The following is a 24,904-nucleotide window of genomic DNA, read 5'->3' on the forward strand; positions in this document are numbered from 1 at the left end:
TTAGTTGTTTTAATATATTTAATATTAACTCTAGAAGATTAGCAACTGCTTTTCATTCTGTATATCAGGAGGTCCATACCATTAGTCCATTATATCTTACATGAATCTCATAACTTAACCAACCTACCGGCCCTCAGCCGGTAGTAGTTGATTAAAAGTATTACATCCAATAGGATCGTTTTCTTTTTGAGCACTATAATAGTTTTTAACACTATGACTTATTTGCTTAGAATAATCAAAATTAAACGTTCCATTATTAAATGATTGTTCGTTTAGATTTCTAAACCAATATTTTATTTCTGCTTCTGTTGCATTTGCTGGTGGTACTGATGGAGATTTTTCAGGATATTGTGCTGTACTATGGCATGATAGGCATGAAGAGTTTTTATTATCTATGGGGCCATTAAGTCTACCTAAATATCCTAAAGAGTTTGTAGATACATTAGGATTGATCCAACACTCTGATAGTTTTTTTCTATTCTCGTAACTTGATGTAAAATAATTAGGATCATTACCCCACGTAATACCTACTAATTTCATATTAAACCATGGGTTTTCATTATTCATAGTATTATCATAAATAAATGTACCTGCAACCCATCCTGTTTCCTTTGAACGCCTATCTTTAACTAAAAAGTCAATTTGAAATAATCTCAGTTGTTTAAATACTTTTGGCGTACCTTTGTTATTCTGATTAATATAACCAGTCCAGGTAATACTGTTTTTAAGAGTTGGGATATCTTCTGGTGTGGCCTCTGTAAATACTAATTTTGCACTAACTGTACCATCTAGGAATATACCTTTGGTAATATCGGGTTTGTTGATATCTCGCCATACCTGTCCATATGTGTAAGCTCCTTGTTCATTAATAATAGAGATTGCCCAATTTTGTATTATAGACTTTTGCTTACTATGTAACTCACCGGGTTTAAATGATCTCTCTCTGGTTAAACCGTGCACAAATTCTCTACCAGTAACCCCATAATGCATCCATGGTGCATGATACCAATTAGCAATCTTATTACAGTGCAAATCAAAATCACAGTTAATATTGCCATTATATATATATTTTAACACTGTATAGCCATATTTTGATGGCTCCTCTTTAAATGATATGTGTTGCCATGGTTTTTCTGTATTATGAATTTTAGTTGGATAGTTAACCTTAATTTGAAAGATCCTATCGTTATAACCTAAAGGTATTTTATCACATGAAGATATCACTGTTGAATTAGCATGTGCAATAATATTATCAAATATAAAAAGTAATAGTATTATTATATAATAACTTTTGGTTCTATTATTACCTTTAAATTGTAATAATCTTTTCTTATAACTCATCACTATTAAGAAATACGTATTCATAATACTAAATCTAGGTTTTTGTTTAGGTAATTTCTACTTGCCCTAATAAATCAATGATGTCTTGAGCATCATCAACTTCTGGATGATTAGCATAATAGGATATTATTTTTTCTTTTATATCAGGCTCAATTTGCTCATTATATAAAGGCATGTTATATTTATTTAGCATCTTGTACATATATGGATGTAATATACATTGTTTTTCATCAATCAAATAAATCGGTCTATGATATAACAAACTTTCGACAGTACTACTTAATTCCATATCTTCACATTTTTTTAGAATATTTATTTTAGTATTTATATCTGCCTCTAATTTAGTATTAAATATAGCAAATTCATCTGAAATACTTTTTATAAATTTTACTATTTGTTCTCGTGTATATGTTATACTATTATCGTTAATAATATGAGAAACCATACCAGGAGTACAGTTTATAGAGTTTATAAAGAAGATGCATTGATCTGTATATTGTTCTAAACTTAGATCATTTATTATAGTAGAAAATGCTAATAAATTGTTATTATCTTCAAACACCACATTTTTAAATATATGAATTAAATGTTTTGCATTTATCCAATTTTGATATAAAACATTCCTTAGCTCCCAGTAAGTATTTAATCCTATATATTCAAAATTAATATCAAGACATGCTATATGCGAATCTTGAAAATCTTTAATCATAGAATTCATGCCATCTTTTCCTAAATGCTGGGAAGTGAGAATAAGGTTTATCACTTGCGTGTTTTTGAGACCTGTAGCTAAAGCTTGTGCTCCATCTTTTCCTATACTTTTTTCATTCAAAACAAGATGTATGATTTGAGTGTCTTTCAGACATGCAGCTAGTGTTCGTATTCCTTCGCTACCTATATTATTATAACTAAGATTAAGATATGCAATCTGAGTATCTTTTAAGCAGTTAGCTAAAATTTCTGCTCCTTTGTCTTTTATACTATTACCACCTAGATTAAGATCTATAATTTTACTATCTTTAAGAGATTCACCCAGAGTATGCACTTCTATATCGTCTACATCATTAGAACTAAGATCAAGGTCTATAACTTTGCTACCTTTTAAACCTTGAACAAAGATTTGTATTCTTTGGTCTTTTTTATAACTTCTGAAGGTAGCATAGAGGTGAAGGTGAGTAATTTGTGTATTTTTCAATCCTTTAGCTAAAGCCATTGCTCCTGCTTGATCTATACTGTTTAAACCTAGATTAAGATTAGTAATCTGAGTATTTTCTAAAGATTCCGCCAAAGCTCTTATTCCTTCGTCTCCTATTAAACTTTTGTACAAGTTAAGATATTTAATTTTGGTATTTGGTAATACTACAGCTAATGCTTTAGCACCGTCATCCTCCATTCTACTCTTGCGAAGATTAAGAGACATAATATTAGTTCTATCCAAAACATTTGCTAAAGCCTTAGTTCCTTCTATCCCTATTCTATTATAACTAAGATCAAGGTTTGTAATTTGAGTATCTTTTAATCCTTCGGACAAAGCTATTGCTCCTTCTTCTCCCATCCTATTGTTATAAAAATTAAGTTCTGTAATTTTTGTATTCTTCAAGTCTTTAGCCAAAAATTTCATATCTTTGCTTGTAATACTTCTATTACAACTAAGATCAAGGTTTATAATTTGAGTACCTACTAGGTTTTCAGATATAACTTTTAATACTCCTCTACCAATAGAGCCTGCAAGACTAAGATGTGTAATATGAGTATGTTTTAAACTTCTAGCTAAGGTTTCAGATTCTTCATACCATATGTGATTGGAACTAAGCTTAAGATTTATAATTTTAGTATCCTGTATACCATGAATTAATGCTTGTACCCCATCATTTCCTATATCATTATAATGAAGACCTAAATAGGTAAGTTGTGTACCTTTTAAATTTTGAGCCAAAATATGTATTCCGTGATCTCCTATGCGGTTACCACCAAGCTCAAGATTTGTAATTTGACTATTTTTCAAAGAATTAGCTAAGGTTATTGCTCCTGTTTGTCCTATTTTATTAGCACACAGATTCAGAATTGTAATTTCTGTATCCTTTAAAGAATTTGCTAAACTCTGCACTCCTTTTTGTTCTATATCATTAGATGTTAAATTAAGGCTTATAATCTTACTACCCTTAAGACCAGAAGCTAACGCAACTGTGCCTGAATCTCCTATATGGTTATTGGACAAATCTAAGTGAGTAATTTGAGTATCTTTTAAAATTTGTGCTAAAAAAGGCATAATTTCTTTTTTCATTTTATAAGCATGCAAACTAAGATGTGTAATCTTAGTATTTTTTAATTTTTCAACTAGTGTAATTACTGCATCCCCTATATTATCAAAGCCAAAATTCATATTAAGATGTGTAATTTTTGTATCCTTTAAACCTTCAGCAAATGCTTGTATCCCATTATTATCTATACTATTTTTAGAAAATTTCAGATGTGTAATTTGAGTGTCTTTTAACCCTTGTACTAGTGCTTCACCTCCTTCTTTTGTTATTCTATAATGACTAAGGATTAGAGAGGAAATGTGAGTATCTTTTAATTCTTTAATTAAGATTTCTGCTGTTTCCTTATTTATAATTTTATAAAACTTGCTATTTAATGATATAGACAACATAAATACACTTTTAACATTAATATGACTTGTTTGTTCAGATAAATATTCAAGGTACAAGATTTCATTATTCTTTTCAACAGCTAACTTCTTACTATCCTTAAAAGTTTGCATAGGAGTTTTTCCATAACAATATTTACCGGAATGAGGTCTTTCATTATTGAAATGCTCTAACCATTTAATGGTTCTATTGTAATAAATTTATTGACTGAGTTATCTTATGATCTTCACTATTTTAATTATTTACCAACATTTGATCCTGTAAGATTTCATAATTAAAGACTACTCGTAGGCAGTGTTTTTCTAATTGCCCCGCAATCTCAGGTATTTTTAAGTAAGCAGCTAATGCTAAAAATATTTGCAGAGTTTCAGAGGTGGTTTGCCAGATCTTGTCAAGAGACTTAGCTCTAACCGTTTGTATATTATGTAATCTATCAAACAGCTTAATTAGTAATAAATCATCCTTCTTTTGTATATATAACATCTTAACCATTTCTACGGCACTAATCTTATAATCTTTCTTGATTCTGGTTAAATCTTCAACATAACTTGCTATCTTATCACTAAATGCTTCTGCTATCATTTCTTGAGTCAACTCTGTATCCTCAATCGCATCATGTAATATGGCAGTAACAATAAGATCAGTTTTAAATGAGTAATCAGAAATCATATATGCCACTTCTAAAGTATGAGTGTAAAATAATTCTCCAGTTTTGCGTTTTTGCCCACCATGATATTTTTTGGCATAGTAAATAGCCTTAGTGACTTGATCAAAATCTATCGTATTTGTTGTATATTTGTTTAGTAGTAAAAGTTTTTTTAATAATCTTTTACTATAACAACAATTTAAAGACTCCTCATATTTACAATTAACTTGATTTTTAACCATATTTTGTCATTCTTTACTATCCTATCTTAAGTTTAGTTAACTAAACTAATAATAGTCAAGATATTTTTACTACAGCATGGTTACTAGGACTATAGTTTTATAGATAGTTAAGTGAAGTCTTGTAAAATAAAATTTACAAGACTTTAAGTTATTTAGTAATTATTGATGATATATAGGCAATTTTACTGGTATATTACATGTAACAGTTGTACTCTTACCTTCTTCGCTTTCGACGTTAATATCTCCACGCATTTCATGGATAAGTCTTTTAACAAAGGTAAGTCCTAATTTTAATCCTTTATACCCAGTTGCAGAATCAAATTCAATATTCTTACCTCTAATATATTGCTGTATTTCTTCAGACATGCCAATACCTGTATCATGGATGATAAGTTGTAGTATCATATCCTTATTATCTTCGTCTATAGTAGTAGGAAATAGATTGATTGTCACAATAACTTTGCCTGCTTCAGTAAATTTAACTGAATTAGATACTAATTGTTCTAATATTGCTCCTATCCAATAACTATCCCCAATAATAATCTTGGCTATATCGTACTGAAAATTACAAAAAAGATCTAAACCTTTATCTTTAGCTTCTTGGTTAAGTTTATCAACAGTTTCATTTACTAATTGCTCTAGATCAAAAGCTTGTAGATTTATGGGAACTAGTTTAGCATCTTTATGTAGCAAATTAACCAGATTATGAGAATAATCTAATAGTCCCTTAGCACAATCTATAACAATATTAGATAAGGAGTTCTTCTTATTAGGATCTGTTTCTGCTCCATAAAGTGTCAGCAGCTGTAAGAGCATTTCATTACACGATATATCTAATTTATTACTAATATTTTTAATTAAATCTATCTTAAATATATTAGATTCTTTTAGTTCATGCTTTGCCTTTTGTAATTCTTGCTCTAATTCTTGATGCTTATCTGTAAAACTATATTCTGGGTCAGATGGCATTAATGTGACAGATATAGGAGATAATTGCAATATCCAAGCTTGCTGCACCATATTTTTAACTTTATTGTGATCTTGTTGTTGATTTGTGTTATTAATTATCATAGCATCTCCTTGCTGTTAAAGTTAAGAAAACAGCTCAGAGGTTAAAGTGTTAGAATGTTGAAGTCTTGAATTTAACCTCTGAACCAGAACTGCACCATGCAGCTCATGGTAAGGACAGATATCACCACAATTCTGCGAAGTACAGAGGATTTAAGAGCTTTTTTGACAGATTTTTATACAATTAGGCAAACAGCTGCATAAATGAGACACCGCTAAATTTCTATTGTGTGTTAGCTCAGCTCTTTGTCTATTAAACACAAATCAAAACTAGCATTAATGATGCTAGAGAAAACATCAAGAATTCCTTGAAAATCCCTTGTAATACAGTATTTTGCTGGCATTTAAGCCTATTTTATACTATAATTATAGTATAAATATTTTAATCATAATTTCATGTCAGTAAATAACTCAAACAAGGCACAACCATTCTTACAATGGGTCGGAGGTAAAAGAAAAATTACCGATCAATTAATTAAGTTTCTTCCGTCCACACTGAATAATTACTATGAACCATTCCTTGGAGGTGGTGCTTTATTCTTTCAAGTTAGAGATAAATTTAAACATTGCTTCCTATCTGATATTAATCTAGAGCTAGTAACGTCCTATAATGCGGTTAAGAAGAATCCAGATAAGGTTAGTAAGTTACTAAACTCCTATAAAGAAAAACACTCTAAAGAGCATTATTATCAGGTTAGAAGTAATAATGACAGTAATGATCCAGCAAAAATTACTGCAAGGTTTATCTATCTTAATAGATATTCATTTAAAGGCATTTACCGGATTAATATTGATGGCAAACCAGCTCAAACTTTCTCTGGTAGGAATTATAGTAAATCTGATCTTGCCTTTAGATTAAAACAGTGTAGTCAGCTTTTAGCTGGCACATTTATTTGTGCTATGGATTTTTCTTTCATTGAACCACAAAAAGGTGATTTTGTTTATTTTGATCCTCCTTATCATAAATCAGGTGAGAAATTTTATACCAGATTACCCTTTGATGAAAATGAGCAAACGAGACTTAAAGATTTTGCTACAGAACTCAATGATAAAAATGTTAAAATAATGGTTTCTAATAGTAATACTCCCTTTATTAGAAACTTATACAAAAATTTTAATATTAGTACTATTAAGGTTAAATATTCTATGCCTGAGCACAATAAAATATCTGATGAAGTAGTTATTACAAATTATCAATTACCACAATAGCTTAGTTATATTCAAACTTGATTAATTCAAAGCAATAATCTTGCGTCTTAAAAGCTTCTTCTAGATCTTGCATATGACGATTTCTAACATAGTAATCATTAAAAGCCGTTGTTGATTTAAGGATTACCTTGTTATTGACTATATCTTCCTCTACCACTACTAATTTACTTAATACCCCAAAATCAATATATTGGTTATAACGTTCAATAAGAAATTTCCGTGCCCTGTACCATACTGAATTAGGATTTAATTGTTTACTTAGCTGCAGTAGATAATCTTGTGTTTCATCTTCAGTATTATTCTGCTTCGCTTCAAGCTCAGCAAATGGTATGATTTCCAACTTCCCAATACTACTGCCATAAATCATTCGTACTTGCTGTAGTATTTCATCTTGTGCATTTTCTGAAAGCGTAATATTTTTAAGCAGTTTTATTTGATAGCTATTACCTACTACCCCAATAAATAAGCAGGAGCTTAGTAATTCATAAGCTGAATCAGGATCAAAACTACCAACAATTTTACGTTTTAGCTGAGCTTGCAAGCTAGTATCAAGGCTACTTTCTATCTTATCTAGGTATTGCTCTTTAGCGTTGTTTAAGTCGCTAGATTTAAACTGAAACTTCTCACAATTAGCTTGAGTAGTTTCTCTCAGTTCATGAGCTAAAGCTTTAGCCATGTAATTTAAAAACACTTTTTTATGACCAAAATGGTGTTCTGGGTATTGTTCGGCTAATTTCAATAAGAGCTTGTTAATAAAAGTAAGATTAAATTCTCGATTTGATTTTATCTGTAATAAATCAGCCTCTTCTTGGGTTAATGGATGGAAATCTGTTAATTTTTTTCTTTTGAACCAGCTTTTATGATTAACCCGGATATTGCATGAGATATAGGAGACAAAATCCTCGTAAAGCTGTATAATACTGGTATTTCATTAGAATAATACAAAGGATTTTGTCATGACAAATTGTATAGCATATAGTTACCAGTTTTCCAAAGTAAAAAATCGGACAATAGAGATAAATTTCACTGGAGGTGATATTAGTAGCGATGGAGGTGTGTTGTTATTAAGAGAAGCAGATAAAAGGCTTGGTATAACAGAGGAGCTTGCTAAAATATTTCCTGATAGACGAGATGGTAGTAAAATTACCCATAATATGGCAACAATGCTGAGGCAACGAATTTATGGTATTGCATTAGGTTATGAAGATTTAAATGACCACAATTATCTACGAAAATGTCCTGCTATGCAAACAGCTATGGAAACAATTGATGATATGGCAAGTAGTTCTACCTTATGTCGTATAGAAAACAATGCTGATAGACACTTTGCAATTAAAGTGCATGAACTAATGCTTGATAAATTTATTAAGTCTCATAAAATAGTACCAAAGCAGCTAATACTTGATTTTGATGCTACGGATGATGAAATTCATGGGCAACAGGAAGGTAAGTTTTATCATGGTTATTACGGTCATAATTGCTTTTTACCTTTGTATGTTTTTTGTGGAAAGCATCTGTTAGTTAGTTATCTTAGGACGTCAAAGCAGGATCAAGCAAAACATTCTTGGGCAATATTATCATTGTTAGTAAAACGTTTTCGCCAAGCTTGGCCAGAGGTAAAGATTATTTTTCGTGGTGATAGTGGATTTTGTCGTCATCAGATGTTTGATTGGTGTGATATTCATAATATAAAATATATTGTAGGAATGCCCCAAAATAACAGACTAAATGAGTTACTGAAACCTACAATGGAGAAGTCAAAAGCAGCATTTATTATAACCCAAGAAAAGCAACGTCTTTTTAGTGAGTTTCCATATAAGGCTGGTAGTTGGAGTCATGAACGTAGAATAATTGGTAAGGCAGAAATGACAATGCTTGGAGAAAATCCAAGGTATATAGTAACTAATTTATCAGATAAACCTGAAGATTTATACGACAAAGTTTACTGTGGTCGTGGTGATATGGAAAACCGTATAAAAGAGCAACAACTAGAATTATTTGCAGATCGTACTTCTTGTCATAGATGGTGGGCTAATCAGCTCAGAATGATTTTATCGGGTCTTGCATACACTTTAGTAGAATATATCAGAGGTAATTTATTACAAGGTAGTGCATTAGCAAAAGCACAAATAGGTACAATACGTTTAAAATTATTAAAAATTGGGGTAGTAATTATCCGTAATACTAGGCGTATTAAGTTTTTGTTATCTTCATCATATCCTTACCGACAGGTATGGAATCATGTGATGAAGAAATTAGCATTAGAATAACCTAGATTAGCACTGTTCCCGGTGCTTAGAAAAAATGGGGTAAGGGGCATTACATCTAAAATTTGAAAATAACGGCTTCAAAGCACTTTTTGGCAAAATTTTTACAAAAGTATCATTGCTAATATTATAAATTACTCAATTTCTTACTTTAAATCTCACTTCATGCAATATCCGGGTTAACGGCATTAATTGCTGCATTATTGCTATTTGATGCTGTAAAATCATGTTTTTTAGAGATTTTATTAATAACTGCTTGTAGTGCAGTATTAATCCGTGTAGCACCTGTTGTGCTATTAGCATTAGATGAACTGGTATTGTCAGCTTGTTGTTGATCATTGGTTGAGCTTGTTGCCTTAGCCCGGATATTGCATGAAGTGAGATTTAAAGTAAGAAATTGAGTAATTTATAATATTAGCAATGATACTTTTGTAAAAATTTTGCCAAAAAGTGCTTTGAAGCCGTTATTTTCAAATTTTAGATGTAATGCCCCTTACCCCATTTTTTCTAAGCACCGGGAACAGTGCTAATCTAGGTTATTCTAATGCTAATTTCTTCATCACATGATTCCATACCTGTCGGTAAGGATATGATGAAGATAACAAAAACTTAATACGCCTAGTATTACGGATAATTACTACCCCAATTTTTAATAATTTTAAACGTATTGTACCTATTTGTGCTTTTGCTAATGCACTACCTTGTAATAAATTACCTCTGATATATTCTACTAAAGTGTATGCAAGACCCGATAAAATCATTCTGAGCTGATTAGCCCACCATCTATGACAAGAAGTACGATCTGCAAATAATTCTAGTTGTTGCTCTTTTATACGGTTTTCCATATCACCACGACCACAGTAAACTTTGTCGTATAAATCTTCAGGTTTATCTGATAAATTAGTTACTATATACCTTGGATTTTCTCCAAGCATTGTCATTTCTGCCTTACCAATTATTCTACGTTCATGACTCCAACTACCAGCCTTATATGGAAACTCACTAAAAAGACGTTGCTTTTCTTGGGTTATAATAAATGCTGCTTTTGACTTCTCCATTGTAGGTTTCAGTAACTCATTTAGTCTGTTATTTTGGGGCATTCCTACAATATATTTTATATTATGAATATCACACCAATCAAACATCTGATGACGACAAAATCCACTATCACCACGAAAAATAATCTTTACCTCTGGCCAAGCTTGGCGAAAACGTTTTACTAACAATGATAATATTGCCCAAGAATGTTTTGCTTGATCCTGCTTTGACGTCCTAAGATAACTAACTAACAGATGCTTTCCACAAAAAACATACAAAGGTAAAAAGCAATTATGACCGTAATAACCATGATAAAACTTACCTTCCTGTTGCCCATGAATTTCATCATCCGTAGCATCAAAATCAAGTATTAGCTGCTTTGGTACTATTTTATGAGACTTAATAAATTTATCAAGCATTAGTTCATGCACTTTAATTGCAAAGTGTCTATCAGCATTGTTTTCTATACGACATAAGGTAGAACTACTTGCCATATCATCAATTGTTTCCATAGCTGTTTGCATAGCAGGACATTTTCGTAGATAATTGTGGTCATTTAAATCTTCATAACCTAATGCAATACCATAAATTCGTTGCCTCAGCATTGTTGCCATATTATGGGTAATTTTACTACCATCTCGTCTATCAGGAAATATTTTAGCAAGCTCCTCTGTTATACCAAGCCTTTTATCTGCTTCTCTTAATAACAACACACCTCCATCGCTACTAATATCACCTCCAGTGAAATTTATCTCTATTGTCCGATTTTTTACTTTGGAAAACTGGTAACTATATGCTATACAATTTGTCATGACAAAATCCTTTGTATTATTCTAATGAAATACCAGTATTATACAGCTTTACGAGGATTTTGTCTCCTATATCTCATGCAATATCCGGGTTAGATTGTAAATTTGCTGCACGTTTTTGTTGTTGTAACTGAGTTTGGTTATTATGATTAAATATATTTTTTTCATTTTGAAAAATTGTAGATTCGCTAGATCTAGATTTATTAGATATATTTTTATTATTATCTATATATATTGTCTCATCCAAACTTTTTTGGGGTTGAGGCAAAATTTCTTTGGGTTTCATCCCAAACTTTTTTGGAGTTGGTGCAAAATTTTTTTCATTTTCGTGAGGAATGTTGCCAGAAGCAGGTTGGAAGTTTTTAATAAGCCTAATACAAGGAGTATTACGGCATTTAATGTTATATTTGACAATAGTTGCTTTATAAACTTCAATGAAGCCGCTCTTTTTTAATTCAAGTAAGCATTGTCTTACACGCTCTTGACATACTCCTAGAGACTCCTCAAAGAAATGATAAGTTTCTTGAAGTTCATCGATACTATTATTGTAGTATATTTGCATGCGGAAGACTATTAGAGATAGTAGCTGCCTTGCAGTTTTGCTTAATATCTTACCATTATTAGAGGTCAGATTATTCCATTCAGGTGGAATAAAATTACCAACAAAATTGTAGAAAATAGTGTGATTTTTATCACTATGATTATGGATTACACAATCAGGAGTGAAATGTGAGCAGCATATAGTGTGCATAAGACCTCAACTTAAACATCAGGTTTAATCGAGGTAATAAGGCAATTAAAGCAGTATTTTTAAAAATGCGAGGAGCATATAAGCAGCATACAGAGTAGGGAGGTAAAATTAGTAGATTATGAAAAGCTAGGAGATAAGGTGGTGGGCGATGGGGGGCTCGAACCCCCGACCTTTACGAAGTCAACGTAATGCTCTAACCAACTGAGCTAATCGTCCTTATTTATATACGCATAAATTTTACGCTTTTATATTTATTGTATAATAGTCTAGATTTCAAGCTTTATTTGCGGTATTTATAATATTTTTAAAATGACTCTTAAATTATGACTCTGAAATCTAAAGCTTTTGATATCACTCAAAATTTTGTAATTGCTCTTGACGGTCCGGCTGCTTCCGGTAAAGGTACGGTCGGTCAAATGCTAGCGAGCAAATTTTTTCTTACATATTTTCAATCAAGTATCGTTTATAGAAATCTTGCTTTTAATTGTATTAATCAAAAAATAGATATTAATGATATTAAGGCAATTATTTCTTTATCGGAATCTTTAGAAATCACGAAAAATATTGATTTAGAGGATGAATATATAGGAAATATTGCTTCTAAAATTGCCGCAATAAGCGAGGTTAGAAATAACTTAAATAAATATTTGATAAATTTGATAAAATCTACCCCTCGGATTATTATGGAGGGGAGGGATATCGGTACTGTTATAGCCCCCGATGCCGATTTAAAAATTTTTATCACTGCGAATGCCGAGCTTCGGGCTCAAAGGCGATATAATCAGTTGCAAAAAAAGGGAAAAGCTTGTATGCTTACGGAAATTTTACAACAGATAAAGCTACGAGATAAAAGAGATAAAGAGCGAGAATCAGGACCGTTACTGCCGGCAATAGACGCTTTAGTGATCGATACCTCCGAGCTTACTCCTTTGGAAATTGTCGAAAAAATAACAAAATTTATTTTATGTGGGGGAGCGTTAGGAAGAGATAAAAAATAAGACTCGTCATTGCTAGGATATGCCGGCTTTGTTGCATAAATAGATTAAAGCACGTTCGATGTCATTCCCGTGAAAACGGGAATCTAGAGAATATTTAAGCGAGTTATATAGTAAATTTTTATATAATTTTACTTATTTTAAGTGTTTTTTCTGGATTCCTGCTTTCGCAGGAATGACATCGAAAATTCGAGCCACGCAACAACGCCGATCAAGTCGCTCGCAATGACGTTTGGGGTATCCGTGCAACAACGCTAATGCCTTCTCGCAATGACAAACATATATCTTTACTTTGTAAACTAACGCCTATAATTTATTTTAAGCACGAGTAAAATAACTTGAAGTTTTAAAATTAATTATTTAAAACTCCGAAGTGCTAAGTTATTTATACTTAATTTTATTAACCTATAAAAAAACATTATATTAGTTTAGCACTGACTAATATTAATCGAGAAAAATATGCCGAAATTTAAGAAAAGATTCGTCCCGCAGCTGGCAGAAATTAATAGCCAATTTGACGGTGATTTTGCCCAGATGCTTGAAAGCGTAAATACAAGCCATATTAAAGAAGGTACTGTAGTTAAAGGGCAGGTAGTAGGGATTGATGAAGGAGTTATTATTGTTGATGTCGGATTAAAAAACGAAGGAAGGGTGCCAAAAACGGAATTTGCTCTATCTGTTAATCAGATGATGCCGCAAATCGGTGATGTAGTCGATGTTTATATTGAAAAAATCGAAGGTCGTAACGGCAGAACTATATTAAGCCGTGAAAAAGCCGTTAGAGAAGAGTTATGGGGACAATTGGAAGTTGCTTGTGCTAAAGGTGAATTTGTCGACGGCATAATTTTTGGTCGTGTTAAAGGTGGGTTTACTGTAGATTTATCAGGGGTAATTGCATTTTTGCCTGGTAGTCAAGTGGATGTTAGACCCGTTAAAGATATTTCTTTATTAATGGATATTAAACAGCCATTCCAGATTTTAAAAATGGACAAAAAGCTTGGTAATATTGTAGTTTCAAGAAGAGCTATTTTGGAAGAATCAAGGTCGGAAGCTAGAGATGAAATGTTGTCGAAAATTAAAGAGGGTATGGTACTTGAGGGAGTTGTAAAAAATATAACCGATTACGGAGCGTTTATTGATTTAGGAAGTGTTGACGGTTTATTACATTTAACCGATATTTCTTGGAGTAGAGTTAACCATCCTTCAGAAATTCTAACGCTCGGTCAAAAAGTTAAAGTGATGGTTATTAAATTTAACGAAGAGACAAAAAGAATATCGTTAGGTATGAAGCAACTTGACCATAACCCGTGGCATAATATTAAAGGAGAATTTCCTGTCGGTAAAAAAATGATCGGTAAAGTAACGAATATTGCTGATTACGGAGTGTTTATTGAGCTAAAAGACGGCGTGGAAGGGTTAGTTCACTCAAGTGAAATTAGTTGGCTAAAATCTAATCAATATCCGAGAAAAACGATTACCATCGGGCAGGAAGTAGAATTTGTAGTTTTAGAAGTCGATACGGAAAAACATCGTGTTTCTTTAAGTATTAAACAATGTCGGGATAATCCTTTAATAAAATTTGCAGAAACAAATCCGGTAGGAACCGTACTTACGGCACCGGTTAGAAATGTTACGGATTTCGGTATATTTGTAGCTCTCGGCGATAATATCGACGGTATGATTCATGAAGGGGATATAAGTTGGGAAGGTAACGGTGCGGAGTTATTAAAATCATTCAAAAAGAATGATGTAATAGAATGCAAAGTTTTAGCTGTCGATATTGAAAAAGAACGCATTAGCCTCGGTATAAAACAACTTAGTGAAAATCTTGCTCAAGAGCCTTCCGAAGGGTATAAAAAGAACGCCATCGTTAAAGCCGTGATAATGGCAATTAAAGATGACGGTTTAGAAGTAATGATAGATGATAAAGCTCACGGTTTTATTAAAAAATCAGAGTTATCCGAAGAAAAAGGAGAGCAAAAACCTGAAATGTTTTCTTTAGAAGATACAATAGAGGCAAAAATTATCTCTATTGATAAATCAAATAAAATTTCATTATCGATAAAAGCACTAAAAATAGCAGAGCGTGAGAAAGCAATTAAAGAACACGGCTCTAGTGATAATGCTATGAATATCGGCGATATAATTGCCGGTGCTTTGGATAAGGAGTAAAAACATAGAGAGTTGTTGTGAGTCGGCGTTGTTGCGTGGCTGATTAAAAGTAGCAGTATGTCATTCCTGCGAAAGCAGGAATCCAGAAAATGTTTAAGCGAATTATATAGTAAATTTTTATATAATTTTGCTTATTTTAAGTGTTTTTTCTAGATTCCCGCTTTCGCGGGAATGACATACGTCGCTTTTTTAGAGTCATGTAACAATGCCGACTTGATCGCGGGACCCCTTGAAATACGCTACCACAGGTTGCTTATGAGATACCGTGGTCAAGCCACGGTATGACATTGGAACCATTTTTCGATCCACGCAACAACGCCTATCCACGCAGGCAATACCTTGTAAGAGCGACATTGAGGACGCACAAAGTTTTAAACATCAGGAGAAAATTAAATGTCGTATGTACCGATAGTGATTGAGCAAACCTCAAGAGGTGAGAGAGCTTACGATATATATTCAAGACTACTCAAAGAACGCATAATCTTTGTGTGCGGTACTGTCGAGGATTATATGGCAAATGTTGTAGTAGCACAATTGCTCTTCCTTGAGGCAGAAAATCCGGAAAAAGATATCTACATGTATATAAATTCGCCAGGCGGCGTGGTTACGGCCGGTCTTGCTATTTACGATACCATGCAATATATAAAACCAAAAATTGCTACACTCTGTATAGGGCAAGCTTGTTCTATGGGATCACTATTATTATGTGCCGGCGAGAAAGGAATGCGTTCTTCATTACCGCATAGCCGCATAATGATCCACCAGCCTTCAGGAGGTTATCAAGGGCAGGCTACCGATATAGAAATTCATGCACAGGAAACTTTAAAAGTTAAAAGATTACTTCACGTCTTATATAGTAAACATACCGGTCATGATATAAAACACATTGAAAAAAATATGGAACGTGATAATTTCATGTCACCTGAAGAAGGAAAAAAATTCGGTTTGGTCGATAAAATAATTTCCACAAGGGATATTAAGTTAGTAAAAAGTTAATATATGGATGGATTTAAAAACAATATAATTAGTATACATAAAAAGTAAGGGAAAATTTGGTTCAAAAATTGTAAAAGAATTAGCTCAAAAATGGAATTTATCTAATCTTAAATCTAAATTACTAAAAAAATAAAACATGCTGACATAAATAAACTAGTGAAGTGTAATACTTTGTGTTATATTATAAGTATATATGAGCAGAGATAAAAATGACAAAAAGCATTACAACTAGCATACGTTTAGAGGTAGACTTAAGTAAAAAGCTTGAAAAAGCAGCTCTTGACTTACATCGTCGCAAGAATTGGGTAATTAGTGAAGCAATACGCATATATCTTAAACAATTAGAAAATTCAAACTTAGTTGGAGAGGCTAGGAGACAATCTTTGCTTGTTAGTAGACAAAAAAATTTAGACCCAGATGCCGATTTATGGGAGATAAATAGCGATCAAGAGAGATGGACTTCTTAATGAAAAGAGGAGATATTATAATTTGTATATTAGCCGGAGATTATGGTAAACCAAGACCTGCTGTTGTTGTTCAGTCCGACTTATTTAATCCAACGCATGCCAGTATAACAATTTGCCCTATAACATCACATCTAGTAGACACACCATTATTTCGCCTTTTATTAGCTCCTACACAACTAAATGGTCTTACATCACAATCTCAAATTATGATCGATAAAATTGTTTCTATTAAATCCGAAAAAATTGCTCAAACAATTGGTAAATTAATGTCTGATGAAATAGTAAAATTGGATAACGCTCTTAAATTATGGCTAAATTTAAATTGAAAAAGTATGTAATGTCATGTAAGATTGCCGAGGGATGACAGTTAGCTTTGCCGGTGATAAAATAGGCATCTGAATACTTTTGGAGTTTATAGATGCCCGGTAGAAGAATAACAAATCAGCAATACGAGGTATATATGAAATTAAGAAAATCAGGTTTGAATCAAACAATTTGTTCAGCTAAAGCAGGTTTTTCACAACGTAGTGGTAGGAATTTAGAACGTAGGGAAGTGTTATCTTTATCGAAAGGGAAGAAAGTACGTAAGTACCGTAACGATCCATTAGAAGGAGTATGGGAAGGTGTATTAGTTCCTTTATTAGAACAACTACCATATTTAACATCTTGGACATTATTAGAATATCTTCAAGACGAATACCCAGGAAAATATCCGGACAGCATTTTAAGAACTGTTCAGCGACGCACTAGCAAGTGGAGAGCATTATATGGTCCGGAAAAGGAAGTTATCTTTCGCCAGCTTCATGTACCCGGTCGTCAAGGTTTATCGGATTTTACTGCTTTAAAAGGCATAGAGATTACTATTTGTGGTAAACCGTTTAAGCATCTATTGTATCATTTTCGGTTAGCTTATAGTAATTGGTCTTTTATGAAAGTATAATGGTACCCAAAAACTAGACAAGAAAATAGAGAAAAGTAGGTATAATATCTCCTAGGAAAAGGAGCAAAAAATGAAAAAAAATGAAAAAACAAGTTAAAAAATATAGTGCAGAAGAAAAAGCAAAAATAGCAATTGAAGCAATATCTGGAGAAATGACTATAGCTCAAATTACCAGCAAATATGGTGTTCACGCTAATCAGATTTATAAATGGAAGAAAGAAGCTTTAGATTTTATGGTTTCTGGATTTAAATCGAAATCTAAACAACAAGATACCGGCCAAGAAGATTTAATTAAATCATTATTTGAGCAAATAGGCCAGTTAACAGTTGAAAGAGACTGGCTTAAAAAAAAATCTAGTATCTTTGGATTTAGAGGTTAGGAAAAAAATGATAAGTTATGCTTCAAATTTAACCATAGCAAGACAATGCAAACTTTTAGATTTAAACCGCTCAAGTTACTACTACCGAGCTAGGAATACCTTAGATGATAAGGAGTATAGAGTACTGAACAGAATTGATGAGATTTTTACAGAGCATCCCTATTATGGTACTAGAAGAATGTCTCATGTCCTAAAATCCGAAGGGTTAAATGTTAGTCGTAAGATGATAAGAAAATATTATAAAATACTTGGTATTGAAGCAGTATACCCAAAGATTAATTTAAGCCGTAGGAATCAGGCTCATAAAGTATACCCATATCTATTAAATAATATAGAGGTGGTTTGCTCCAATCAAGTTTACTGTGCAGATATTACTTACATAAGATTAAAGCAAGGTTTTGTATATTTGGTTGCTATAATGGATTGGTATAGTCGTTATATTTTGAGTTGGTGGGTGTCGATTAGTTTAGAAAATGATTTTTGTATTGAAGCTCTAAATGAAGCAATATCTATACATGGCAAGCCTGACATTTTTAATACGGATCAAGGAGTACAATTTACATCAAAAGATTTTACTCAAATACTTGAGCAACAAGGCATAGCTATTAGTATGGACGGCAAAGGCAGAGCCTTAGATAATGTATTTATTGAACGTTTTTGGCGATCTTTGAAACAAGAGAAGATTTATCGTTTTGATCTTGAAACGGTACGTGAAGCAAAGATAGCTATCAGAGATTATATAGAATTTTATAATAAGCAAAGACCTCATCAATCGCTTGAATATAAGACACCTGAAATGATACATTTTGCAGAAAAACTAGAAAATTATCAAGAGGCTATATGACATAGAAAATGCAAACTTTACTTTGAAAAACCAATACATTAATACAGGAGAATTACACCTCTAAAATTTAAAAAATTTGTCTAGACAAAGGGTACCACCTCATTTTTTTCTGGATGCCGTGATCAAGTCACGGCATGACACCGTACGCTTTGCAAAAACTCGATCCAGGCAACAACGCCACCACGCCACCACAACGGTTTGGGTATCTACCGTCTTAAAAGTCAAAGTTAATATTCTCAAATCTAATTATTGCTACCTAAAATAACCTCCTATTTTTCACACTGATTTTTTGTCTTACCTCTTCTATTAATGTTGCTTATGTATTACATAAACCAATTACCTTTGGAGGGATGAATGAAAATAAAGCAGATATTTCAAGACAGTAGTAATAACTTAGCAAAATTTTGGAGCTATATGAATAAGCTAGGAGTAAATGACGGTTACCCTAAGGATATTCATCAAATACTACAATCACAGGAAAAAAAGTGGTCAGATGTTGGAGAAAATAACCCAAAAACAGAAAATTTTTCTCAGGGATTACATTCTAGAAATGTTCGTGCAACTTCAGCTCATACATTAGAAGAATATTTCAATAATAATGGACATGGGTTTAAAGCTCCATATGTTTGATGTGGCTATAGTATTCCGGACAGTTAGTATGAGACAATATTAACAGAAAGGAAATACAGTATGACAAAAACAAAAATGTATTCTAGTGAATTTAAAGAATCAGCAGTTAAATTGGCAACTGAATCGAAGCGACCTGTTATTCAGACTGCAAAAGAATTAGGTATCAGTAAGAATACTTTATATAGTTGGATAGATAAATATTCTAAACAATTTGAAGAATCAATAACAAGAACAGATGAACATCTGTATGATGAATTAAAAAGATTAAAGAAAGAGCTGGTGATAGTAACACAGGAGCGTGATATACTAAAAAAGGCTGCAGCGTACTTTGCAAAAGAGTCCCTGTAAGGTATGCATGGATAAAGAAGCATCAAGATGATTTCTCAATTGCAATTATGTGCAAATGTATGAAGGTATCACGTAGCGGTTATTATGAGTGGTTAAATAACCCTGGATGCAATAGGGATAAAGAAAATAGAGAATTAACCTGTAAGGTTAGAGCTATTTTTCAGGAAGGTAGACGAAATTATGGATCTAGACCCATTAAAAAGGCTTTGTTGAGGCAAGGCATAATTGTTAGTCGTAGGAGAATTACAAGACTAATGAATGAAGCTGGCTTAGTATGTAAAACTAAGTATAAATTTAAAGCAACTACTGATTCTAAGCATAATAAGCAAGTTGCTCCTAATTTATTGGATAGACAGTTTAAAGTTTCTAATGTTAATTGTTATTGGGTTGGTGATATCACCTATATCCCAACTGGAGAAGGATGGTTATATTTAGCAACAGTTATTGATCTATTTTCTAGAAAAGTAATAGGCTGGTCAATGAATAGTAATATGAAAGCTGATTTAGTTAATAATGCTTTGCTAATGGCAATATGGCAACGTAAACCACCTAAAAAGCTTATTTGGCATACTGATAGAGGTAGCCAATATTGTTCTGATAGTCATTTAAAACTTATAAAACAACATGGTATTATACAGAGTATGAGTCGTAAAGGAAATTGCTGGGATAATGCTGTTGCTGAAAGCTTTTTTCATACTATAAAAACAGAATTAATTTATCAACATAAATTTAAAACTAGGGAGGAAGCAAAACATGCTATATTTGAATATATAGAGGTATTTTATAATCGTATAAGAATGCATTCTGCTAACGATTATCTATCACCAGTACAATACGAAAAAATACAAAAATGTGCGTAAAAAACTGTCCGGAAAACTGTTGACAGATCACGAGTTTGTGCCAGAGACTAGTTTTGTGAGCGGTTATACTTTAGGCGGAATTGTGACTTCTACTGGGATTAATACGGCAAGTGAGAATGCAACGCCGGTAGTAATAAGATTAAGCAGTAGAGGCAACTTACCAAAAAACATCAATGTAGATATTAGCAAATGTAGAATACAAGGTAGTAGTTACGGGGATATCTCTAGTGAGAGAGTTATTATTCGGGCTGAGAAATTAATTTGTATTGATCCAAAAACGGAATTAGTCACTACAAGTGACGTAATAGGGGTTGTGCATGGTGATGATGGTATGAACGGTATTAAAGGCAAGGTAATTGCCACAAGCAATAGACATATCAAAAATGCCTTTATCGGTAGTATGTTAAGCGGTCTTGCATCAAGTAGTAAAGGAGTTGAAGGGTTAACACTTACGTCTCTTGGTGCGGTAAACACAAAACGTCAAGGTTTTAAAGATTTAACAGGTCAGGGATTGTTAACCCGGATATTGCATGAAGTGAGATTTAAAGTAAGAAATTGAGTAATTTATAATATTAGCAATGATACTTTTGTAAAAATTTTGCCAAAAAGTGCTTTGAAGCCGTTATTTTCAAATTTTAGATGTAATGCCCCTTACCCCATTTTTTCTAAGCACCGGGAACAGTGCTAATCTAGGTTATTCTAATGCTAATTTCTTCATCACATGATTCCATACCTGTCGGTAAGGATATGATGAAGATAACAAAAACTTAATACGCCTAGTATTACGGATAATTACTACCCCAATTTTTAATAATTTTAAACGTATTGTACCTATTTGTGCTTTTGCTAATGCACTACCTTGTAATAAATTACCTCTGATATATTCTACTAAAGTGTATGCAAGACCCGATAAAATCATTCTGAGCTGATTAGCCCACCATCTATGACAAGAAGTACGATCTGCAAATAATTCTAGTTGTTGCTCTTTTATACGGTTTTCCATATCACCACGACCACAGTAAACTTTGTCGTATAAATCTTCAGGTTTATCTGATAAATTAGTTACTATATACCTTGGATTTTCTCCAAGCATTGTCATTTCTGCCTTACCAATTATTCTACGTTCATGACTCCAACTACCAGCCTTATATGGAAACTCACTAAAAAGACGTTGCTTTTCTTGGGTTATAATAAATGCTGCTTTTGACTTCTCCATTGTAGGTTTCAGTAACTCATTTAGTCTGTTATTTTGGGGCATTCCTACAATATATTTTATATTATGAATATCACACCAATCAAACATCTGATGACGACAAAATCCACTATCACCACGAAAAATAATCTTTACCTCTGGCCAAGCTTGGCGAAAACGTTTTACTAACAATGATAATATTGCCCAAGAATGTTTTGCTTGATCCTGCTTTGACGTCCTAAGATAACTAACTAACAGATGCTTTCCACAAAAAACATACAAAGGTAAAAAGCAATTATGACCGTAATAACCATGATAAAACTTACCTTCCTGTTGCCCATGAATTTCATCATCCGTAGCATCAAAATCAAGTATTAGCTGCTTTGGTACTATTTTATGAGACTTAATAAATTTATCAAGCATTAGTTCATGCACTTTAATTGCAAAGTGTCTATCAGCATTGTTTTCTATACGACATAAGGTAGAACTACTTGCCATATCATCAATTGTTTCCATAGCTGTTTGCATAGCAGGACATTTTCGTAGATAATTGTGGTCATTTAAATCTTCATAACCTAATGCAATACCATAAATTCGTTGCCTCAGCATTGTTGCCATATTATGGGTAATTTTACTACCATCTCGTCTATCAGGAAATATTTTAGCAAGCTCCTCTGTTATACCAAGCCTTTTATCTGCTTCTCTTAATAACAACACACCTCCATCGCTACTAATATCACCTCCAGTGAAATTTATCTCTATTGTCCGATTTTTTACTTTGGAAAACTGGTAACTATATGCTATACAATTTGTCATGACAAAATCCTTTGTATTATTCTAATGAAATACCAGTATTATACAGCTTTACGAGGATTTTGTCTCCTATATCTCATGCAATATCCGGGTTAGAACCTTGTTGCTAACATTTTTTTATCGTCATATGCCGGAACTTATTAATAAAGGATATTTGTATATAGCACAGCCACCGCTTTATAAAGTAAAAAAAGGCAGCCAAGAACTTTATTTAAAAAATGAACAAGCACTGCAAGATTATCTAATAAAATCAACCATTAACGATGCCTCTCTGATCTTATCTGATCAAGAGCAACTAACAGCTCTAGATTTGGAAGAGTTTATTGCCAAGGTAATTAAATTTAACGGTTTGCTTGATCATGCCAGCAAAAAATTTAATCGCCCGATTGCCGAAAGTTTAGCCATTAATAATTTACTAAATAACGAAATATTTAATACAGAAAGGGCAGCTGATCTTAAAAAAGCCTTAGATATCTTAAATGCTACGCAAATCTCACTTGATAAAACTGTTTGGGAAGTTCTAGTTCATGAAAATAGTGTAGAATTTTTCCGTTTTAGTCGAGGCTTGAAGGAAAGTAAAATATTATTGCGGGAACAATTAGAGTCTTTTGAATTTGGGCAAATATCTAAAATGGCTCTTGCTTTCTCTAATATTTTCAAAAATCCCTTAAAATTTGTAACTAAAAATCAGGAATTTAATATATTAACTCCCCATCAGCTGTTAAATGTTATTATGGAATACGGTAAGAAAGGTATAACCGTCCAACGCTTTAAAGGTCTTGGTGAAATGAATTCCGAACAATTATGGGAAACTACCCTTGACCCTACTACCAGGACTTTATTACAGGTAAGAGTAACGGAAATTGACAGTGCCGAAGAAATTTTTTCAACGTTAATGGGAGATATAGTTGAACCGAGACGTCAATTTATCCAAGCGAATGCTTTAAATGTAGTAAATTTAGATGTTTAGGACATGAAAGATAAAATATCGAATTTTGTGGCGTTGGATTTCGGCAGTAGTAAAATTGCCTGTATTGCCGCTTATATCGGTAAAAAAGGCGAAACTAAGATAGTTAGCCAAAATTTACATCATTCTAGAGGCATTAAGTCAGGTATTATATTAGATTTAAAAAACGCAGAGAGCAGCCTTATTGGAGCAATTTACGCTTTGGAAAAAGACTGCGGTAAAAATATCAAAAAAGTAATTGTCTCTTTATCGGGAGCCGCTACTAAATCATATTATGTGAATTATAAAATAAAACTTGCAAATACAATTGTTTCAGACCAAGACGTTAAAAAATTACTACAAAAAGCATTATTAGAATTTAAAATTAAAGATCAAGAAATTATCCATTATTTTCCTATAGAATTCACCCTTGATAATAATGCGGTTGAAAACCCTATCGGCATGTACGGTAAAGAATTAGCTTGCGAACTGCATGTTATAGCCGCAAATAGCAATATGCTTTCAAATATCGTTAATTGTTTTGCTAAATGTCACGTTGAGGTTACTAACATCATACTCGCAATTTATGCCTCAGGAATTGCTTGTCTTTCGGAAGATGAGAAAAAACTCGGCTCTCTTATTATAGATATGGGAGATAAAACCACTTCCTTCGGTATTTTTTTTGCCGGCAAATTAATATATACGGCTCACGTAGATCTAGGGAGTTTTCATATTAGCTCCGACATCGCCAAAGTTTTTGGGGTGGATATTATCACGGCAGAAAAATTAAAAATTCTCTACGGTAATGCAATATTATCTTCATTTGACAAAGACTCTATTATCAATTTAGAAGATTTACAAATTGATAATCCTTATAATCTTAATACGGCAATCACTATTTACAAGCTTACCGAAGTAATCGGTCCTAGGGTAGAAGAAATATTAACCATGGTAAAAATAGAATATGATAAAGCAACAAAAGGTCAAATGGTTGTTTCTCGGACTATTATCACCGGCGGCGGGTCAATGCTTAGAGGAGTAAAGGAACTTGCTAGTAGAATTTTTGAGAGACAAGCTAGAATCGGCAAACCGGATATTATCGACGGCTTTGCCGAAGATTATAACCCGGCTATTTATTCTACAATTATCGGTATGCTAAAAATTCATGCCTTAAAACAACAAAAAGAATCTTTTTATATTGAATTAAACGAAAATACTAACCTACTTAAAAAACTTTTCCTGTGGTTGAAGGAGAATATTTAGTACCGGTATTTGGACCAGTGTTAAGGTAGCTGCGATGAGCCG

20 protein-coding genes, 1 tRNA gene and 4 pseudogenes are annotated in these 24,904 nt (G+C 32.6%); 15 read left to right on the forward strand and 10 right to left on the reverse strand.

What is annotated here, in order from left to right:
- Window positions 1-123: 123 nt before the first annotated feature.
- From AAGD48_RS08075 to AAGD48_RS08095, 5 genes and pseudogenes are all read right to left on the reverse strand, one after another.
- Complete coding sequence (locus AAGD48_RS08075) at window positions 124-1,344, reverse strand: hypothetical protein (protein WP_341789680.1); 1,221 nt, start codon at window positions 1,342-1,344, stop codon at window positions 124-126.
- A 43-nt stretch (window positions 1,345-1,387) separates the two neighbouring features.
- Window positions 1,388-3,988 (reverse strand): hypothetical protein, encoded by a 2,601-nt coding sequence (locus AAGD48_RS08080; RefSeq protein WP_341790774.1) that lies wholly within the window; start codon window positions 3,986-3,988, stop codon window positions 1,388-1,390.
- 48 nt (window positions 3,989-4,036) lie between these two features.
- Window positions 4,037-4,162: pseudogene (locus AAGD48_RS08085) on the reverse strand (IS481 family transposase); the annotation flags it as partial.
- Between the two features lie 58 nt (window positions 4,163-4,220).
- Entirely contained in the window at window positions 4,221-4,874 is a 654-nt protein-coding gene (locus tag AAGD48_RS08090; RefSeq protein ID WP_341789681.1) for an HD domain-containing protein, read from the reverse strand.
- 159 nt (window positions 4,875-5,033) lie between these two features.
- Window positions 5,034-5,945: a HAMP domain-containing sensor histidine kinase gene (locus AAGD48_RS08095; protein WP_341789682.1), complete on the reverse strand. Its 912-nt coding sequence runs from the start codon at window positions 5,943-5,945 to the stop codon at window positions 5,034-5,036.
- A gap of 393 nt (window positions 5,946-6,338) precedes the next feature.
- On the opposite strand from AAGD48_RS08095, the gene AAGD48_RS08100 reads away from it, so the two are divergent.
- Window positions 6,339-7,151 carry a Dam family site-specific DNA-(adenine-N6)-methyltransferase gene (locus tag AAGD48_RS08100; RefSeq protein WP_341789683.1) on the forward strand — a complete coding sequence of 271 codons (813 nt, stop codon included), beginning with the start codon at window positions 6,339-6,341 and terminating at the stop codon, window positions 7,149-7,151.
- 1 nt (window position 7,152) lies between these two features.
- Here AAGD48_RS08100 and AAGD48_RS08105 read toward each other — a convergent pair.
- Window positions 7,153-8,019: pseudogene (locus AAGD48_RS08105) on the reverse strand (hypothetical protein); the annotation flags it as partial.
- Between the two features lie 88 nt (window positions 8,020-8,107).
- Between AAGD48_RS08105 and AAGD48_RS08110 the strand changes: the two are divergent.
- Window positions 8,108-9,421 carry an IS1380 family transposase gene (locus AAGD48_RS08110; protein ID WP_341789277.1) on the forward strand — a complete coding sequence of 438 codons (1,314 nt, stop codon included), beginning with the start codon at window positions 8,108-8,110 and terminating at the stop codon, window positions 9,419-9,421.
- Between the two features lie 533 nt (window positions 9,422-9,954).
- On the opposite strand, the gene AAGD48_RS08115 is transcribed toward AAGD48_RS08110, so the two are convergent.
- The 3 genes and pseudogenes from AAGD48_RS08115 to AAGD48_RS08125 form a co-directional block, all read right to left on the reverse strand.
- Complete coding sequence (locus tag AAGD48_RS08115) at window positions 9,955-11,268, reverse strand: IS1380 family transposase (protein ID WP_341789277.1); 1,314 nt, start codon at window positions 11,266-11,268, stop codon at window positions 9,955-9,957.
- A gap of 94 nt (window positions 11,269-11,362) precedes the next feature.
- Window positions 11,363-12,016, reverse strand: a pseudogene (locus tag AAGD48_RS08120) (hypothetical protein); the annotation flags it as partial.
- A 139-nt stretch (window positions 12,017-12,155) separates the two neighbouring features.
- Window positions 12,156-12,232 (reverse strand) — tRNA-Val (locus tag AAGD48_RS08125).
- Between the two features lie 104 nt (window positions 12,233-12,336).
- Here AAGD48_RS08125 and cmk point away from each other — a divergent pair.
- From cmk to AAGD48_RS08180, 11 genes are all read left to right on the forward strand, one after another.
- Complete coding sequence (gene cmk, locus AAGD48_RS08130) at window positions 12,337-13,014, forward strand: (d)CMP kinase (RefSeq protein WP_341790775.1); 678 nt, start codon at window positions 12,337-12,339, stop codon at window positions 13,012-13,014.
- Between the two features lie 456 nt (window positions 13,015-13,470).
- Window positions 13,471-15,183, forward strand: a complete 1,713-nt coding sequence (locus tag AAGD48_RS08135; RefSeq protein WP_341789684.1) for a 30S ribosomal protein S1 — start codon at window positions 13,471-13,473, stop codon at window positions 15,181-15,183.
- A gap of 393 nt (window positions 15,184-15,576) precedes the next feature.
- Window positions 15,577-16,179 (forward strand): ATP-dependent Clp endopeptidase proteolytic subunit ClpP, encoded by a 603-nt coding sequence (clpP, locus tag AAGD48_RS08140; protein ID WP_341789685.1) that lies wholly within the window; start codon window positions 15,577-15,579, stop codon window positions 16,177-16,179.
- Between the two features lie 209 nt (window positions 16,180-16,388).
- Entirely contained in the window at window positions 16,389-16,646 is a 258-nt protein-coding gene (locus AAGD48_RS08145) for a hypothetical protein (RefSeq protein WP_341789686.1), read from the forward strand.
- On the forward strand, window positions 16,646-16,972 hold the full coding sequence (locus AAGD48_RS08150; protein ID WP_341789687.1) for a type II toxin-antitoxin system PemK/MazF family toxin: 327 nt from the start codon (window positions 16,646-16,648) through the stop codon (window positions 16,970-16,972). The genes AAGD48_RS08145 and AAGD48_RS08150 overlap by 1 nt, the downstream gene beginning before the upstream one ends.
- A gap of 92 nt (window positions 16,973-17,064) precedes the next feature.
- Window positions 17,065-17,586 carry a hypothetical protein gene (locus tag AAGD48_RS08155; protein ID WP_341789688.1) on the forward strand — a complete coding sequence of 174 codons (522 nt, stop codon included), beginning with the start codon at window positions 17,065-17,067 and terminating at the stop codon, window positions 17,584-17,586.
- A gap of 80 nt (window positions 17,587-17,666) precedes the next feature.
- The gene (locus AAGD48_RS08160; protein WP_045812944.1) at window positions 17,667-17,966 is read left to right on the forward strand and encodes a transposase; all 300 of its coding nucleotides are present in this window, start codon (window positions 17,667-17,669) and stop codon (window positions 17,964-17,966) included.
- Window positions 17,967-17,973: 7 nt separating this feature from the next.
- The gene (locus tag AAGD48_RS08165; RefSeq protein ID WP_341789689.1) at window positions 17,974-18,810 is read left to right on the forward strand and encodes an IS3 family transposase; all 837 of its coding nucleotides are present in this window, start codon (window positions 17,974-17,976) and stop codon (window positions 18,808-18,810) included.
- Window positions 18,811-19,164: 354 nt separating this feature from the next.
- Window positions 19,165-19,440, forward strand: coding sequence for a hypothetical protein (locus tag AAGD48_RS08170; RefSeq protein ID WP_341789690.1), 276 nt, complete (start codon window positions 19,165-19,167; stop codon window positions 19,438-19,440).
- A gap of 60 nt (window positions 19,441-19,500) precedes the next feature.
- Window positions 19,501-20,648, forward strand: a protein-coding gene (locus AAGD48_RS08175) for an IS3 family transposase (RefSeq protein WP_410526007.1) whose coding sequence is annotated in 2 segments (ribosomal slippage) — window positions 19,501-19,747 and window positions 19,747-20,648 — 1,149 coding nt in all. Because the reading frame shifts where the segments join, the coding sequence is not laid out codon by codon here.
- Window positions 20,649-20,667: 19 nt separating this feature from the next.
- Window positions 20,668-21,207: a TraB/VirB10 family protein gene (locus tag AAGD48_RS08180; RefSeq protein WP_341789691.1), complete on the forward strand. Its 540-nt coding sequence runs from the start codon at window positions 20,668-20,670 to the stop codon at window positions 21,205-21,207.
- Window positions 21,208-21,342: 135 nt separating this feature from the next.
- On the opposite strand, the gene AAGD48_RS08185 is transcribed toward AAGD48_RS08180, so the two are convergent.
- Window positions 21,343-22,656, reverse strand: a complete 1,314-nt coding sequence (locus tag AAGD48_RS08185) for an IS1380 family transposase (RefSeq protein ID WP_341789277.1) — start codon at window positions 22,654-22,656, stop codon at window positions 21,343-21,345.
- 88 nt (window positions 22,657-22,744) lie between these two features.
- Between AAGD48_RS08185 and AAGD48_RS08190 the strand changes: the two are divergent.
- Window positions 22,745-23,623, forward strand: a pseudogene (locus AAGD48_RS08190) (DNA gyrase subunit B); the annotation flags it as partial.
- 3 nt (window positions 23,624-23,626) lie between these two features.
- Window positions 23,627-24,862, forward strand: coding sequence for a cell division protein FtsA (gene ftsA, locus AAGD48_RS08195; protein ID WP_341789692.1), 1,236 nt, complete (start codon window positions 23,627-23,629; stop codon window positions 24,860-24,862).
- The last annotated feature ends 42 nt before the right edge of the window (window positions 24,863-24,904 follow it).

It is taken from the genome of Rickettsia endosymbiont of Polydrusus tereticollis, assembly GCF_964026385.1.
In the GTDB taxonomy this organism is placed as follows: Bacteria; Pseudomonadota; Alphaproteobacteria; order Rickettsiales; family Rickettsiaceae; genus Rickettsia.

Coding starts and splice junctions, on each gene's coding strand:
- AAGD48_RS08110 (WP_341789277.1), top strand. CDS start 8,108: ATGACAAATTGTATAGCATATAGTTACCAGTTTTCCAAAGTAAAAAAT.
- AAGD48_RS08145 (WP_341789686.1), top strand. CDS start 16,389: ATGACAAAAAGCATTACAACTAGCATACGTTTAGAGGTAGACTTAAGT.
- ftsA (WP_341789692.1), top strand. CDS start 23,627: ATGAAAGATAAAATATCGAATTTTGTGGCGTTGGATTTCGGCAGTAGT.
- clpP (WP_341789685.1), top strand. CDS start 15,577: ATGTCGTATGTACCGATAGTGATTGAGCAAACCTCAAGAGGTGAGAGA.
- AAGD48_RS08095 (WP_341789682.1), bottom strand. CDS start 5,945: ATGATAATTAATAACACAAATCAACAACAAGATCACAATAAAGTTAAA.
- AAGD48_RS08090 (WP_341789681.1), bottom strand. CDS start 4,874: ATGGTTAAAAATCAAGTTAATTGTAAATATGAGGAGTCTTTAAATTGT.
- AAGD48_RS08185 (WP_341789277.1), bottom strand. CDS start 22,656: ATGACAAATTGTATAGCATATAGTTACCAGTTTTCCAAAGTAAAAAAT.
- AAGD48_RS08080 (WP_341790774.1), bottom strand. CDS start 3,988: ATGTTGTCTATATCATTAAATAGCAAGTTTTATAAAATTATAAATAAG.
- AAGD48_RS08155 (WP_341789688.1), top strand. CDS start 17,065: ATGCCCGGTAGAAGAATAACAAATCAGCAATACGAGGTATATATGAAA.
- AAGD48_RS08165 (WP_341789689.1), top strand. CDS start 17,974: ATGATAAGTTATGCTTCAAATTTAACCATAGCAAGACAATGCAAACTT.
- AAGD48_RS08160 (WP_045812944.1), top strand. CDS start 17,667: ATGAAAAAACAAGTTAAAAAATATAGTGCAGAAGAAAAAGCAAAAATA.
- AAGD48_RS08150 (WP_341789687.1), top strand. CDS start 16,646: ATGAAAAGAGGAGATATTATAATTTGTATATTAGCCGGAGATTATGGT.
- AAGD48_RS08135 (WP_341789684.1), top strand. CDS start 13,471: ATGCCGAAATTTAAGAAAAGATTCGTCCCGCAGCTGGCAGAAATTAAT.
- AAGD48_RS08170 (WP_341789690.1), top strand. CDS start 19,165: ATGAAAATAAAGCAGATATTTCAAGACAGTAGTAATAACTTAGCAAAA.
- AAGD48_RS08100 (WP_341789683.1), top strand. CDS start 6,339: ATGTCAGTAAATAACTCAAACAAGGCACAACCATTCTTACAATGGGTC.
- AAGD48_RS08115 (WP_341789277.1), bottom strand. CDS start 11,268: ATGACAAATTGTATAGCATATAGTTACCAGTTTTCCAAAGTAAAAAAT.